The 13,117-nt window shown below is 73.1% G+C and carries 13 protein-coding genes and 1 pseudogene; 7 read left to right on the plus strand and 7 right to left on the minus strand.

Annotation, left to right across the window (positions count from 1 at the left end; all coding sequences use genetic code 11):
• Window positions 1-234: 234 nt before the first annotated feature.
• Window positions 235-1,035, plus strand: coding sequence for a 2-cyclohexenylcarbonyl CoA isomerase (gene chcB, locus ACQB60_RS37455; RefSeq protein ID WP_384846711.1), 801 nt, complete (start codon window positions 235-237; stop codon window positions 1,033-1,035).
• A 33-nt stretch (window positions 1,036-1,068) separates the two neighbouring features.
• Here the strand turns inward: chcB and ACQB60_RS37460 are convergent, their stop codons facing one another.
• Complete coding sequence (locus ACQB60_RS37460; RefSeq protein WP_496930556.1) at window positions 1,069-1,662, minus strand: DNA-3-methyladenine glycosylase I; 594 nt, start codon at window positions 1,660-1,662, stop codon at window positions 1,069-1,071.
• Window positions 1,659-2,114, minus strand: a complete 456-nt coding sequence (locus ACQB60_RS37465) for a DivIVA domain-containing protein (protein WP_496930557.1) — start codon at window positions 2,112-2,114, stop codon at window positions 1,659-1,661. The genes ACQB60_RS37460 and ACQB60_RS37465 overlap by 4 nt, the downstream gene beginning before the upstream one ends.
• Window positions 2,115-2,250: 136 nt before the next feature.
• Between ACQB60_RS37465 and folP the strand changes: the two genes are divergently transcribed.
• Window positions 2,251-3,111 carry a dihydropteroate synthase gene (gene folP / locus ACQB60_RS37470; protein ID WP_496930558.1) on the plus strand — a complete coding sequence of 287 codons (861 nt, stop codon included), beginning with the start codon at window positions 2,251-2,253 and terminating at the stop codon, window positions 3,109-3,111.
• A gap of 77 nt (window positions 3,112-3,188) precedes the next feature.
• Here folP and ACQB60_RS37475 read toward each other — a convergent pair whose 3' ends face one another.
• Both ACQB60_RS37475 and dapE read right to left on the minus strand, forming a co-directional pair.
• Entirely contained in the window at window positions 3,189-3,938 is a 750-nt protein-coding gene (locus ACQB60_RS37475; RefSeq protein ID WP_496930559.1) for an LOG family protein, read from the minus strand.
• Between the two features lie 99 nt (window positions 3,939-4,037).
• Complete coding sequence (dapE, locus tag ACQB60_RS37480; RefSeq protein ID WP_496930560.1) at window positions 4,038-5,126, minus strand: succinyl-diaminopimelate desuccinylase; 1,089 nt, start codon at window positions 5,124-5,126, stop codon at window positions 4,038-4,040.
• An 83-nt stretch (window positions 5,127-5,209) separates the two neighbouring features.
• Between dapE and ACQB60_RS37485 the strand changes: the two genes are divergently transcribed.
• Both ACQB60_RS37485 and ACQB60_RS37490 read left to right on the plus strand, forming a co-directional pair.
• Entirely contained in the window at window positions 5,210-6,166 is a 957-nt protein-coding gene (locus tag ACQB60_RS37485) for a VldE C-terminal domain-containing protein (RefSeq protein ID WP_496930561.1), read from the plus strand.
• 325 nt (window positions 6,167-6,491) lie between these two features.
• On the plus strand, window positions 6,492-6,983 hold the full coding sequence (locus ACQB60_RS37490; protein ID WP_384846697.1) for an ATP-binding protein: 492 nt from the start codon (window positions 6,492-6,494) through the stop codon (window positions 6,981-6,983).
• 96 nt (window positions 6,984-7,079) lie between these two features.
• On the opposite strand, the gene ACQB60_RS37495 is transcribed toward ACQB60_RS37490, so the two are convergent.
• Complete coding sequence (locus tag ACQB60_RS37495) at window positions 7,080-8,087, minus strand: ArsR/SmtB family transcription factor (protein WP_496930562.1); 1,008 nt, start codon at window positions 8,085-8,087, stop codon at window positions 7,080-7,082.
• Between the two features lie 105 nt (window positions 8,088-8,192).
• Between ACQB60_RS37495 and ACQB60_RS37500 the strand changes: the two are divergent.
• Window positions 8,193-9,447 (plus strand): annotated as a pseudogene (locus ACQB60_RS37500) (MFS transporter).
• Here the strand turns inward: ACQB60_RS37500 and dapC are convergent.
• Both dapC and fdxA read right to left on the minus strand, forming a co-directional pair.
• The gene (dapC, locus tag ACQB60_RS37505; RefSeq protein WP_496930563.1) at window positions 9,360-10,457 is read right to left on the minus strand and encodes a succinyldiaminopimelate transaminase; all 1,098 of its coding nucleotides are present in this window, start codon (window positions 10,455-10,457) and stop codon (window positions 9,360-9,362) included. The pseudogene ACQB60_RS37500 and the gene dapC overlap by 88 nt on opposite strands.
• Window positions 10,458-10,599: 142 nt before the next feature.
• Window positions 10,600-10,920, minus strand: a complete 321-nt coding sequence (gene fdxA / locus ACQB60_RS37510) for a ferredoxin (RefSeq protein ID WP_030573070.1) — start codon at window positions 10,918-10,920, stop codon at window positions 10,600-10,602.
• 143 nt (window positions 10,921-11,063) lie between these two features.
• Between fdxA and ACQB60_RS37515 the strand changes: the two genes are divergently transcribed.
• Complete coding sequence (locus ACQB60_RS37515) at window positions 11,064-12,104, plus strand: GNAT family N-acetyltransferase (RefSeq protein WP_496930564.1); 1,041 nt, start codon at window positions 11,064-11,066, stop codon at window positions 12,102-12,104.
• A gap of 127 nt (window positions 12,105-12,231) precedes the next feature.
• Window positions 12,232-13,110 (plus strand): transglutaminase family protein, encoded by an 879-nt coding sequence (locus ACQB60_RS37520; protein WP_496930565.1) that lies wholly within the window; start codon window positions 12,232-12,234, stop codon window positions 13,108-13,110.
• Window positions 13,111-13,117 lie beyond the last annotated feature (7 nt).

The following is a 13,117-nucleotide window of genomic DNA, read 5'->3' on the forward strand; positions in this document are numbered from 1 at the left end:
ATGACCAACATCGGTCGGCATCGCTTGGGCAACGCGCGCCCGCAAAACCACTCAATTCGGGGATGTGGCTGCGATACTTCGCCGCCTCTCGTGTCCGTGCGCGCCGGAATTGTTTGACGCAGGTCACATATCCGGGCTCATGTCCGCGGCCGATGATCTCCGTCATGCTGGCCTCGGACGTACCGGACGACCACGACCGCGCAGACCAGCGCAGGACAGCGGAGGGGACCCACCATGGCCGACACCGTGCTCTACGAAGTGAGCGACGGACTCGCGACGATCACGCTGAACCGCCCCGAGGCGATGAACGCGATGAACACCGAGGCCAAGGTCGCCCTGCGGGAGGCGGCGCGCTCGGCCGAGGCGGACCCCGCGGTGCGGGCGGTGCTGCTGACCGCGACCGGGCGCGCCTTCTGCGTGGGCCAGGACCTGAAGGAGCACATCGGCTCGCTCTCGGCGCCGCGCGACGCGGGCTCCGGCAAGACCATGAGCACCGTCTCCGAGCACTACAACCCGATCGTGCGGGCCCTGACCGGGATGCCGAAGCCGGTGGTCGCCGGGGTCAACGGCGTCGCCGCGGGGGCGGGCTTCGGGTTCGCGCTCGCCGCCGACTTCCGGGTCGTCGCGGACACAGCCTCGTTCAACACGTCCTTCGCCGGGGTCGCCCTGACCGCCGACTCGGGGGTCTCCTGGACGCTGCCCCGGCTCATCGGGCCCGGCCGCGCCGCCGACCTGCTGCTGTTCCCGCGCACCGTGAAGGCGCAGGAGGCCCTGGACCTGGGGATCGCCAACAGGGTCGTACCGGCGGCGGAGTTGGCGGACGAGGCGCGCAAGGTGGCGCGGGTGCTCGCGGAGGGGCCGACCCTCGCCTACGCCGCGCTCAAGGAGTCCCTCGCCTACGCCGCGAGCCACTCCCTGGACGAGGCTCTGGAGAAGGAGGACGAGCTCCAGGAGCGGGCGGGCAACTCCGAGGACCACACGATCGCCGTCAAGGCGTTCATCGCCAAGGAGAAGCCCACCTACCTGGGGCGCTGAGCCTCTGGGTCCCTGGGTCCCTGGGTCCCAGCCTCAGCGGCGGCCGGACGCCTCGCGGGCCACGCAGTCCGCGAGGTGGTCGTTGACCAGGCCGCATGCCTGCATCAGGGCGTAGGCCGTGGTGGGGCCGACGAAGCGGATGCCGCGCTTCTTCAGGGTCTTGGACAGGGCCGTCGACTCGTCGGTGATCGCCGGGACGTCGGCGAGGGTGCGGGGGGCCGGGCGGCTCGCGGGGTCCGGGGCGTGGCTCCAGATCAGCTCGTCGAGCTCGCCCTCGGACCAGTCGGCCAGCACGCGCGCGTTGGCGAGCGTCGCGTCGATCTTGGCGCGGTTGCGGATGATGCCCGGGTCGGCGAGCAGGCGCTCCCGGTCCGACTCCGTGAACGCGGCCACCTTGGCGATCTCGAAGCCCGCGAAGGCGGTGCGGAAGCCCTCGCGGCGGCGCAGGATCGTGAGCCACGACAGGCCCGACTGGAAGGCTTCGAGGCAGAGCCGCTCGTAGAGCGCGTCGTCGCCGTGGACCGGGCGGCCCCACTCGTCGTCGTGGTACGCCACATAGTCCTCGGCCGACAGGCCCCAGGGGCAGCGCAGGCCGCCGTCGGGCCCGCGGAGTGCGTCCGTCGTCACTTCTCGTCCCCCGTCCGCCCGCCCTGTTCGGGCCGCTCGCCCTGCGGGTCCTGTGCGCCTTGCTGATCCTGCTCTTCCTGGGCGGCGGCGGGGGTCGTGGCGGTGCGCGCCGCACCGTACTCCTTGAAGAGGGCGGGGCCGCCGACCGCCGTCGCCTGGGCGCCGGCGAGCGCCGCCTCCAGCTCGGCGATACGGGCGTCCCGCTCGGCGAGCTCGGCGCCGACGCGGGCCAGCGCCTCGTCCACGTCCGCCATGCGGTAGCCGCGCGGGGTCATCGGGAAGCGCAGCGCGTCCACGTCGGCGCGGCGCAGGGGGCGGTCCTCGGGCAGCGGGTCGGCGAGGTGCTCGGGCGCGGTCTCGGGCAGCGCACCGCCGCCGCCTCCGACGACAAAGAGGGTCACCGCCGCGACCACCACGACGAGGGCGATGACCAAGAACAAGAACAAGACCATCTCTTCGGTCCCCACGCTCGACTGCCGGACTGTGTTGCAAGTGTCAGGGTCCGATCGTGCCATGCGGGTGTGACAGTTAAGGTCGCAGGCGGCTGATCGGCAGCAACGGCAACAACCACGAGGAGGGCCACGGCGGATGCTCAGGCTTGGGCGGCGCGAGTTCGACGCGCACGAGCCGGTGATCATGGCGATCGTGAACCGGACCCCGGACTCCTTCTACGACCAGGGCGCCACGTTCCGCGACGAGCCCGCCCTCGCGCGCGTGGAGCAGGCCGTGGCCGAGGGCGCGGCCATCATCGACATCGGCGGGGTCAAGGCCGGTCCCGGCGACGAGGTGAGCGCCGAGGAGGAGGCGCGGCGCACCGTGGGCTTCGTCGCCGAGGTGCGGCGGCGCTTCCCCGACGTCGTCATCAGCGTCGACACCTGGCGCCACGAAGTCGGCGAGGCCGTCTGCGAGGCGGGCGCCGATCTGCTCAACGACGCGTGGGGCGGCGTCGATCCGCGCCTCGCGGAGGTCGCGGCGCGGTACCGGGTGGGGCTCGTCTGCACGCACGCCGGGGGCGCGGAGCCGCGGACGCGGCCGCACCGGGTGACGTACGAGGACGTCATGGCGGACATCCTGCGGGTGACCGTGGGGCTCGCCGAGCGGGCCGTGGAGCTCGGGGTACCGCGGGAGTCCGTGCTGATCGACCCGGGGCACGACTTCGGGAAGAACACGCGGCATTCACTGGAGGCGACGCGGCGGCTCGGCGAGATGGTCGACACCGGGTGGCCGGTGCTCGTCTCCCTGTCCAACAAGGACTTCGTGGGCGAGACGCTGGACAAGCCCGTGAAGGAGCGGGTCACCGGGACGCTCGCCACGACGGCGGTGTCCGCGTGGCTGGGGGCGCAGGTGTACCGCGTGCATGAGGTCGCCGAGACCCGGCAGGTGGTGGACATGGTGGCGACGATCGCGGGGCACCGTGCGCCTGCTGTCGCGCGGCGGGGGCTGGCGTAGGAGCTTCGCCCCTGGACCCCCGGTGGACCCCCGGTCGGCGCCGGACGGGCTGTAGGAAGCCCGTCCGGCCTCCAGGACTAGCGGCCGACCTCCTTCGTCACCAACGCCACCGCCTCGTCCACGTCGTCCGTCACGTGGAACAGGAGCAGGTCGCGCTCCGACGCCTTGCCCTGGGCCACCACCGTGTCGCGGAGCCAGTCGACGAGGCCGCCCCAGTACGCCGAGCCGAAGAGGACGATCGGGAAGCGGGTGACCTTGCGGGTCTGGACCAGGGTGAGCGCCTCGAAGAGTTCGTCGAGGGTGCCGAGGCCGCCGGGCAGGACCACGAAGCCCTGGGCGTACTTGACGAACATGGTCTTGCGCACGAAGAAGTAGCGGAAGTTGACGCCGATGTCGACGTGCGGGTTGAGCCCCTGCTCGAAGGGGAGCTCGATGCCGAGGCCGACGGAGACGCCCTTCGCCTCGCGCGCTCCTCTGTTGGCCGCCTCCATGGCTCCCGGGCCGCCGCCCGTGATCACCGCGAAGCCCGCGTCGACGAGTGCCCGGCCGATCGACACCCCCGCCTCGTACTCGGGAGACTCGGCCGGTGTGCGCGCCGAACCGAAGACGCTGATGGCGGACGGGAGTTCGGCGAGGGCGCCGAAGCCCTCCACGAACTCCGACTGAATGCGCATGACCCGCCAGGGGTCGGTGTGCACCCACTCCGAGTCGCCCTCGGAGTCGAGGAGGCGTTGGTCGGTGGTGCCGGGGGTGATCTGCTCGCGCCGCCTCACCACCGGCCCCAAGTACTGCTCCTCCGGCGGACCCTGCGCTTCCGGACTGCCCATGAACGTCCCCTTCCGCTGACGGTCTTGCCTGGTGTTGCTAGAAGTGCCACTTCAGCGTAGGTGGACGGGGGTGACGAATGGCGTAACTCATGGCGTCACTCAGGAGGTGAGCCACGTACGCAGGCGCTCCTCGGCCTCGGGGATCAGGGATGCCCGCACGCGCTCGTCGACCTTGTGGGCGAGCAGCTGGGCGCCCGGGCCGTAGTTCACCGCGGGCACGCCGAGCGCGCTGAAGCGGGAGACGTCGGTCCAGCCGAACTTGGGGCGGGCCTCGCCGCCGACGGCCGCCATGAAGGCGACGGCCGCGGGGTGGGTGAGACCGGGCCGGGCACCTCCCGTGTGGTCGTCCACGATGAACTCCGCGATGTCGCAGTCCGCGAAGAAGTCGCGTACGAACTTCTCCGCCTCCGCCTCGGTGCGGTCGGGCGCGTAGCGGAAGTTGACGACCACGGTGCAGGCGTCGGGGATGACGTTGTTGGCGACGCCCGCTTCGACGCGGACCGCGTTGAGGCCCTCGTGGTACTGGAGGCCGTCGACGACGGGCGTGCGCGGCTCGTAGGCGGCGAGCTTCGCGAGGATCGGGGCCACCTTGTGGATCGCGTTGTCGCCCATCCACGCGCGCGCGGAGTGCGCCCGCTCGCCCGTCGTCTTCAGGAAGACGCGCAGCGTGCCCTGGCAGCCGCCCTCGACCTGGCCGTCCGTGGGCTCCAGGAGGACCGCGAAGTCGCCCGCCAGCCAGTCCGGGTGGGCCTCGGCCACGTGCCCGAGGCCGTTGAGGTGCGCGGCGACCTCTTCGTTGTCGTAGAAGACGAAGGTGAGGTCCCGGTTGGGCTCCGTGACCGTCTGGGCGATGCGCAGCTGGACCGCGACGCCGGACTTCATGTCGCAGGTGCCGCAGCCCCACAGGACGCCGTCCTCGTCGAGGCGCGACGGGACGTTCGGCGGGTTGTCCGCGATCGGGACCGTGTCGATGTGCCCGGCGAGGATCACGCGCTCGGCGCGGCCCAGGTTCGTGCGGGCCACCACGTTGTTGCCGTACCGGTCGACGGTGAGGTGCGGCAGCGGGCGCAGGGCCGCCTCGATGGCGTCCGCGAGGGCCTTCTCCGCGCCGCTCGGGGACGGGAAGTCGACGAGCCGGGCGGTGAGCGCGGCGGCGTCCAGCGTGAGGTCAAGCGACGTGTCAGCCATGGCTTCGACCCTAACGCCACCCCACGCCACCTCGGCGCGCCGCCTTGTCTGCGCCCTCTTGGCCCTCCAGTACCTTGGTGCGCGTGCCTGAGCCCCCCACCCCCGTCCGGCGCGGCCGCCTCTCCCGTATCGGAGCGGCCGTCGCGGTGCTGCTCGCGGTCACGGGCTACGTGGCGGTCAATTACGTCTCCGGGGGCAAGCCCGCACCACGCTGCGAAGTGGTGTCGGCGCACTCCCGTGAGGGCGCCGGGGCGTCGTACGAATTCACCGCCGAGCAGGCCGAGAACGCGGCGACGGTGGCCGCCGTCGGCACCTCGCGCGGCATGCCCGAGCGCGGCGTGACCATCGCCCTCGCGACGGCACTGCAGGAGTCGGGCCTCTACAACATCAGCCACGGCGACCGCGATTCGCTCGGCCTGTTCCAGCAGCGGCCCTCACAGGGCTGGGGGAACGAGCGGCAGATCATGGACCCGGCGTACTCGGCGGCGCGGTTCTACGCCCACCTGGACAAGGTCCCCGGCTACTCCCGGCTGCCCCTGACGGTCGCCGCCCAGCGCGTGCAGCGCAGCGGCTTCCCCCAGGCGTACGCGAAGCACGAGCCGGACGCCGCGCTGCTCGCCGCCGCGCTCACCGGCCGCGCCCCCGCGACCTTCACCTGCGAGGGCCGCCCGGTCGTGGCGGCCGGTGACCCGGCGAAGGTCCGGGCCGCCCTGGACCGCGACTTCGGCGCGGGCACGGCCCCCGGAAGCGGAAGCGGCAACGGGCACGGCGGTGAGCGGGGCCGCACCCTCGCCGTCCCGGTGTACGCGACGCGCGCGAGCACGGACGGCGGCGCCCCGCAGCGCGGCTGGGAGCTGGCCCACTGGGCGGTGGCCCACTCGTCCGCGCTGCGTATCGAACGGGTCTCCTACGCGGGCCGGGAGTGGAGCGCCGACGCGGCGGGGAATGAGTGGCACAGGACGTCCGCCGAGGGCACGGGAAAGGGCGGCGAAACCGGGGAACGGGGTGCGGACGAGGTCCGAATCGTCACTGCGCAGTAGTGCGGCGCCTCACTCGATCAGGCGACCGCGGGCGCACCGCTTGGACGGCGACGCGCACTTCTTTCCCGTAAGGCGCCTCGGGCCTCAAATCCCTTGAGAACAAAGGGAATTAAGGATTCGTCCGGGCTCAGCGGGCAATGCCCTTTGCCCGATTTTATCCGCGGTCGATAATGCGACGCATTACCAACTCTTTACGCAGGGCCACCGCAACCTTCGCGGCCGTCGAGTCGGTAGTCACTGCGTCCGAACGCTGGAGACGATCAAGCCCGGTCGCTTCCCCGGATCTCCGGACACCCCAACGTTCTCTCCCGTCTGAAGGAGCATCATGTCCCTCCCCCTGACCCGTCGGATCGCCCGTGCCGCCCTGCTGGGTGCCGCAGGCGTAGCTTCCGCGGTCGGTGCGGCCGGCTCCGCAAGCGCCGTGGACCTCCCGGCCGCGCCCGACCTGGGCGGCCTGACCGCTCTGGACGGTGCCGGCCTGGGCAACACCGTCGACGGTGCCGCTCAGAACGTCAGCGGCCTCGCCGGCGACACCGGCAGCAAGGCCGTGAAGAAGGCCGTCCCGACCGCGGGCAAGGCCGTGGGCAAGGGCGCGAAGACCGCGACCCCCGCCGCGCAGAAGGCCGCCGGTGACGTCGCGGGCAGCGCGGGCGAGGTCCTCGGCGAGACCGCGGGTGCGGCCACCGAGGGCGGTCTGCCCACCGACGCGCTCGGCGGCGGTCTGCCCACCGACGCCGTGACCAAGGGCGGCCTGCCCACCGGTGGCCTGCCCGCCGCCGACTCCCTCCCGCTCAAGGGCCTGCCGCTGGGCGGCTGAGCCCCGCTGCGCGAGCAATGCGCATGAGGGTGTGGGGAGTTGACGCTCCCCACACCCTCTTCGCTTGCCCCCCATTGCCCCCCATAAGTACGCGGCTCAGGAACGCGCCCCCTCCGACTCCGCCTTCACCAGCACCTCCCCCGCCCCCGTCCGGAAATAGAGCACCGAACGCCCCGCCCGCCGCCGCCCCGCCAAGCCCGCGTCGAGCAGCACCCGCAGATGGCGGCCCACCGAGCCGAGCCCCTGCCCCGTGAGCGCCACCAGTTGGGTCGTGCTCTTCGGCGTGGCCAGGAGCATGAGGACGGCCGCCCGGCCCGGACCGAGCAGCCGGGCGAGCGCCTTGGGCGCCACCGTGCGGTCCACGTCGGCGAGGGCACCCGAGCAGGGGTAGATCACCGCGTATTGGTCCGATGTATCGGCCGAGTCGGAGGTCCGCCACGAGACCCAGCCCTGCGTCGGCGTCACCGGCACGAAGAGCAGCCTGGCCCCCGTCACATCGCGCGGCGGATACACGTGCGTGTTCACCTGGAGCGTGCTCTCCCCCAGCCAGCGCATCCCCGGACGCATTCCGGCCAGGGCCGCGACCCAGCCGCCCTGCCCCAACTGGGCGGCGCGGGCGAGCACATCGGCCTCGATGACCCGGCGCCGCCGCGGCCAGTCCGGCAGCACCGCCGTCTCCCACACCCATTCCAGGAGAGCGGCCGCGCGCTCCGGCAGGTCGGACCTCTCCCGGAGTTCGGCGGGGAGCGGGCCGCCGTGCGAGACGGTCAGGTCCGCGCGGGCGGACTCGGGGGACGCCGCCCGCACCTCCGCCACCTCGTCCGCGAACGAGCGCTCGCCCTCGCCCCTCGGCGCGGGCGTCAGGAAGTCCGCGATCCAGCGGGTGGCGTCCCCGGTCGCGGCCGGGACGAGGCGCGCGGTGACCGGGTCGGCCGCCAACCGCCGCCGGTACGCGGGGAGATGGTCCCGCAGCCAGGCCCGCTCCCCCGGGTGCGTGGCCGCCTCGCGGGCCAGCGCGAAGAGGCACGCGGTGGTCTCGGCCAGCGGCGACACGGTGAACCGGGTCTCCGCGAGCGTGTCCGCGCTGATCCGCCACTGGCTCATCGCCCTGCCCCTCCCCCACACACCCAGGAACGCGTACCCCTCGACCTTTCGCCCTGTCGCGAAACGTTAACGCGCCCCGCCCGCCCCCGCCGAGACTCGGCGCTCATGCGCACCTATCGCGAGCTCTTCCGCACCCCGGAGTTCACGCCCCTCTTCCTGACGGCCGCCGCGACCGTGGCGGCCCAGACCGTGAGCGGGCTCGGCCTGGCCACGCTCATCTACGCGGCGACGGGCTCCCCCCCTGCTGTCCGCCCTCGCCATGTTCGGGCCCTCGCTCGCCCAAGTCGTGGGCGCGACCGTGCTGTTGTCGGCCGCCGACCGGCTGCCGCCGCGCGCCGCGCTGAGCCTGCTCGCCCTCGCCTTCGCCGTAGGCACCGCCGCGCTCGCGCTCCCGGGGCTGCCCGTGGGGGCGGCCTTCGGGGTCGTGCTGGCCCTGGGCGTGCTCGGCTCGCTCGGCGGCGGGGTGCGGTACGGGCTGCTCAACGAGGTGCTGCCGAGGGACGGTTACCTGCTCGGCCGGTCCGTGTTCAACATGGCGGCGGGGGCCATGCAGATCTGCGGGTTCGCCACCGGCGGCATCCTCGTGACGGCGCTCTCGCCGCGCGGCACGCTGCTGACCGGGGCCGCCCTCTACGCCGCCGCCGCGCTCTGCGCCCGCTGCGGGCTCAGCCGCAGGCCGCCCCGGGCCACCGGCCGCGCGTCGGTGCGCGCGACCTGGCGCACCAACGCCCTGCTGTGGTCGAGCAGGCCGCGCCGGTACACCTTCCTGGTGCTGTGGGTGCCCAACGGTCTGATCGTGGGCTGTGAGTCGCTCTACGTCCCGTACGCGCCCCGGAACGCGGGCCTCCTGTTCGCCTGCGCCGCGCTCGGCATGCTCGCGGGCGACATCGTGACCGGCCGCTTCGTGCCCGCGCACTGGCGCTCCCGGCTCCGCCTGCCGCTGAACCTGCTGCTCGCGGCGCCTTATCTGGCCTTCGCCCTCGCCCCCTCGCTGCCCGTCGCGGTGGCCGCCGTGGTGCTCTCCTCGGCCGGGTACTCGGCGAGCCTGCTGCACCAGGAGCGCCTGATGGCCCTGACGCCGGACGAGTTGAGCGGGCACGCGCTCGGCCTGCACGCCTCGGGGATGCTCACGATGCAGGGCGTGGGGGCCGCGCTCGCGGGTGCCGTGGCGCAGTGGACGTCACCCGCGGACGCGATGGCCCTGGTCTCGGCGGCCTCCGTGGCGGTCGCGCTCGGGCTCGCGTACGCGGACCGTGACCACCGGAAGGCCGCTCAGGAGAGCCGCTCGACCGCCTCGGCGACGCGCTCGTCCGACGCCGTGAGCGCGACCCGCACGAAGCGGGCGCCCGCCGGGCCGTAGAAGTCGCCGGGCGCCACGAGGATGCCGAGCTCCGCGAGGTGCGCGACGGTGTCCCAGCAGGACTCGTCGCGGGTGGCCCAGAGGTAGAGGCTGGCCTCGCTGTGCTCGATGCGGAAGCCGTGGCCGACGAGCGCGTCGCGCAGGGCGGTGCGGCGGGCGGTGTAGCGGGCGCGCTGCTCGTGCACGTGCGCGTCGTCGCCGAGGGCCGCGACGGTGGCGGCCTGCGTCGGCGCGGAGGTCATCATGCCGCCGTGCTTGCGGATCTGCAGCAGATCGCCGAGGACGTCCGCGTCACCGGCGATGAAGGCGGCCCGGTAGCCCGCCAGGTTGGACCGCTTGGAGAGCGAGTGGACGGCGACGATGCCCTCGAACGAGCCGCCGCACACCTCCTCGTCCAGGACCGAGACGGGCTCCGCCTCCCAGCCGAGCTCCAGGTAGCACTCGTCGCTGAAGAGGAGCACGCCGTGCTCGCGCGCCCAGGCGACGGTGCGGGTCAGCTCCTCCTTGGAGAGCACCCGGCCGGTGGGGTTCGAGGGCGAGTTGAGCCAGAGGAGCTTGAGGTTCGTGGGGTCGAGCTCGGTCGGGTCGTCCCCGTACGTCACGTACGCGGCGCGGGCGAGGCGGGCGCCGACCTCGTACGTCGGGTAGGCGAGCCGCGGGTAGGCCACCACGTCGCCCGGGCCGAGGCCGAGCTGGGTCGGCAGCCAGGCCACGAGCTCCTTGGAGCCGACGACGGGGAGCACGTTCCGGTGGGTGACGCCGCGGGCGCCGAGGCGGCGCTCGCACCAGCCGGCGATGGCGTCGCGGAGCTCGGGGGTGCCCCACACCGTGGGGTAGCCCGGGGAGTCGGAGGCGGCGGTCAGCGCCTTCTGGACGAGCTCGGGCACGGGGTCGACGGGAGTGCCCACGGAGAGGTCGACGATGCCGCCCGGATGGGCCCCGGCCGTGGCCTTGAAGGGCTCCAGCTTGTCCCAGGGGAAAGCGGGAAGGCGGTCATTCAGTGTGGTCATGGGGCAACTCCCGTGGTGCGCAGGTTACTTGCGGCCGTCGTGCCGATCGTCCGTGCGGTGCGACGGCTTCGGCGTACATGCCGAGGTCCCGCACGGCAGACTGCCGTACGGGACCGGGGCATGACGCTCCTAGCGGCCGCTGCTACTGATTCTGCGGCGGCAGCGCGGCGATGAAGGCGTGGTCCCGCTCGATGAGACCGAGCTTGCTCGCACCGCCGGGCGAACCGAGCTCGTCGAAGAACTCGACGTTCGCCTTGTAGTAGTCCTTCCACTCTTCCGGAGTGTCGTCCTCGTAGAAGATCGCCTCGACCGGGCAGACCGGTTCGCAGGCTCCACAGTCGACGCATTCGTCCGGGTGGATGTACAAGGACCGGGAGCCCTCGTAAATGCAGTCGACCGGGCACTCCTCGATGCACGCCTTGTCCTTGACGTCGACACAAGGCTGCGCGATGACGTAGGTCACGCTGTCGTTCCTCCTCGATACGGGCGTTGGCGGGCCGTCCTCAGGCTCCGCTCGCCTGGCGCGCGGGAGCGCGGCGTCGTCGATGCCCGCCCCTAGTATCACCGTTCCCGGGCATGATCCGTACAGGAGGGGCGAACAGAGCTGTGGAATTCACTGCGGGCGGACGGCTAGAAGTCCGAATCACCCCATCTGACGTGGGCAAACGTGTCTCTGTTCGGCGCCGATACGAACCGGCAACAACAGATGGCACATTCACCGACACGGTGGGTGTTCTCACATCGTGGGACAACGGTGTGGTGGTGATCACACGCCGGAACGGTGAGATTGTCCGCATCGCCGAGCACACGCTGGTCGCGGGCAAGGTGGTCCCCGCCGCGCCCGCACGCCGGCGCGGTCCGGCCGCCTCGTACGAGGAGTTGGCGCGGGTCACGGCGCGGGCCTGGCAGCCGGTGGAGAGCGAGGAACTCGGGGGCTGGGAGCTGCGGGCGGCGTCCGGCTTCACCCGCCGCGCCAACTCCGTGCTGCCGACCGGCGATCCGGACAGACCGCTGGACGACGCCCTTGCGTACGTACGCCGTTGGTACGCCGATCGCTCCCTGCCCGCCTACGTCCAGACGGCCACCGGGGCGGAGGGAACGCAGGAGACGCTCTGTGCGCAGCTGGCCGAGCGGGGCTGGTCCCTGGAGGTCTCGGCCGCGGTGCACATCGGCGGGCTCGCGCCCGTCGCCGACCTGGACGCCGACGTGGACCGGGTGCGGCTCGCGCGCGCCGCGGACGACGCCTGGCTCGGCCGCTACCAGCGGCTCGGGACGCCGGGCCCCGACGTCCTGAAGGTGCTCGGCAGCGGGCCCTCGGTGTGGTTCGCGACGGTGCCGGGCGAGAGCGCGGGGGCGGGGCCCGCGGCGATCGGGCGCTGTGTGGTGGACGGCCGCTGGGCGGGCTTCATGGCCGTCGAGGTGGACCCGGAGTGCCGGCGGCAGGGGCTCGCCACCGCCGTGATGGCCGCGCTGTCCCGGCAGGCGCTGGCGGAGGGGGCGTCGGCGGCCTGGCTCCAGGTCGAGGACGAGAACGGGGGCGCGCGGGCGCTGTACGACGGCATGGGCTTCGCGCGGCACCACGCCTACCACCACTACCGGGAGCCCGCGCAGGGCCTCGCGGCCGACCACGGCCGAGGGCGCGCGTAGAGCCCTTCGGCCGTCCTCGGCCGGGGCACCGCGGCCGGGGGCGCGCGCGGGCCCCCGGCCACCCGCCGACCCACCCACTTCCCGACTCCGACCGCTAGCGATCGGACTGAGAGGGCACGAGGCTCCTATGCATCCCCGATCCGGCTCCGGTTCCGGCTCCGGCTCCGCCGAGCGGCGCCGTCGATTCGCCGAAGAGGCCAGGTCCGAGCGGCCTGACCTGGCCCTGCTCTGCCTGCTCATCGGCGCCGAGGCGGACCCCGGCCTGGACGAGGCGGGGCTCGACGCGGCCCAGATCGAGCTCGACCGGCTGGCCGGGCTCGTCCCCTTCCGGCCCGGCGGCCCCCGGCAGTGGGCCGCCGCGCTCGCCGAACTCCTCGGCGCCCGCTGCGGTTTCCAGGGCAGCCCCGGCGACTACCAGCGCCTGGAGTCCTCGCTCCTGCACGAGGTGCTGCGCCGCCGCAGGGGGCTGCCGATCCTGCTGTCCGTGGTGTGGATCGAGGTCGCGCGGCGGGCCGGCGCACCGGTGTACGGGGTGGCCCTGCCGGGTCACTTCGTGGTCGGCTTCGGCCCCCAAGGGGGCGCTCCGGGCGGCGACTTGGAGGACCAGGTCCTCGCCGACCCGTTCGACAGCGGGCGGGTCCTGACCGGTACGGACGCGGAGCTCCTGGTGGCCGGGGCGACGGGGGCGCCGCTCGACCCGTCGATGCTGAGCCCCGCCGATCCGCTCGACATCGTGCTGCGCGTGCTCAACAACATCCGTGCGTGGGCCGCCGCCCGGCCCGAGCGCTCGGACGTCGCCCTGTGGGCCGTGGAACTCTCCCTCCTCCTCCCCTCCCACCCGGCCCGACTGCGCTACGAGCGGGCTCAACTCCTCGTACAGCGCGGGGAGTTCCAGGAGGGGGCGGCGGAGCTGGAGGACTACGCGGAGGTGGTGACCGCCGTGGACGAGGAGGCGGCGGAGCGTGTGCGGGCGCTGGCGCGGGCGGCGAGGGCTCGGCTGAACTAGTTGTTGG

The sequence above is a fragment of the Streptomyces odontotermitis genome, assembly GCF_050510915.1.
GTDB lineage: Bacteria > Actinomycetota > Actinomycetes > Streptomycetales > Streptomycetaceae > Streptomyces.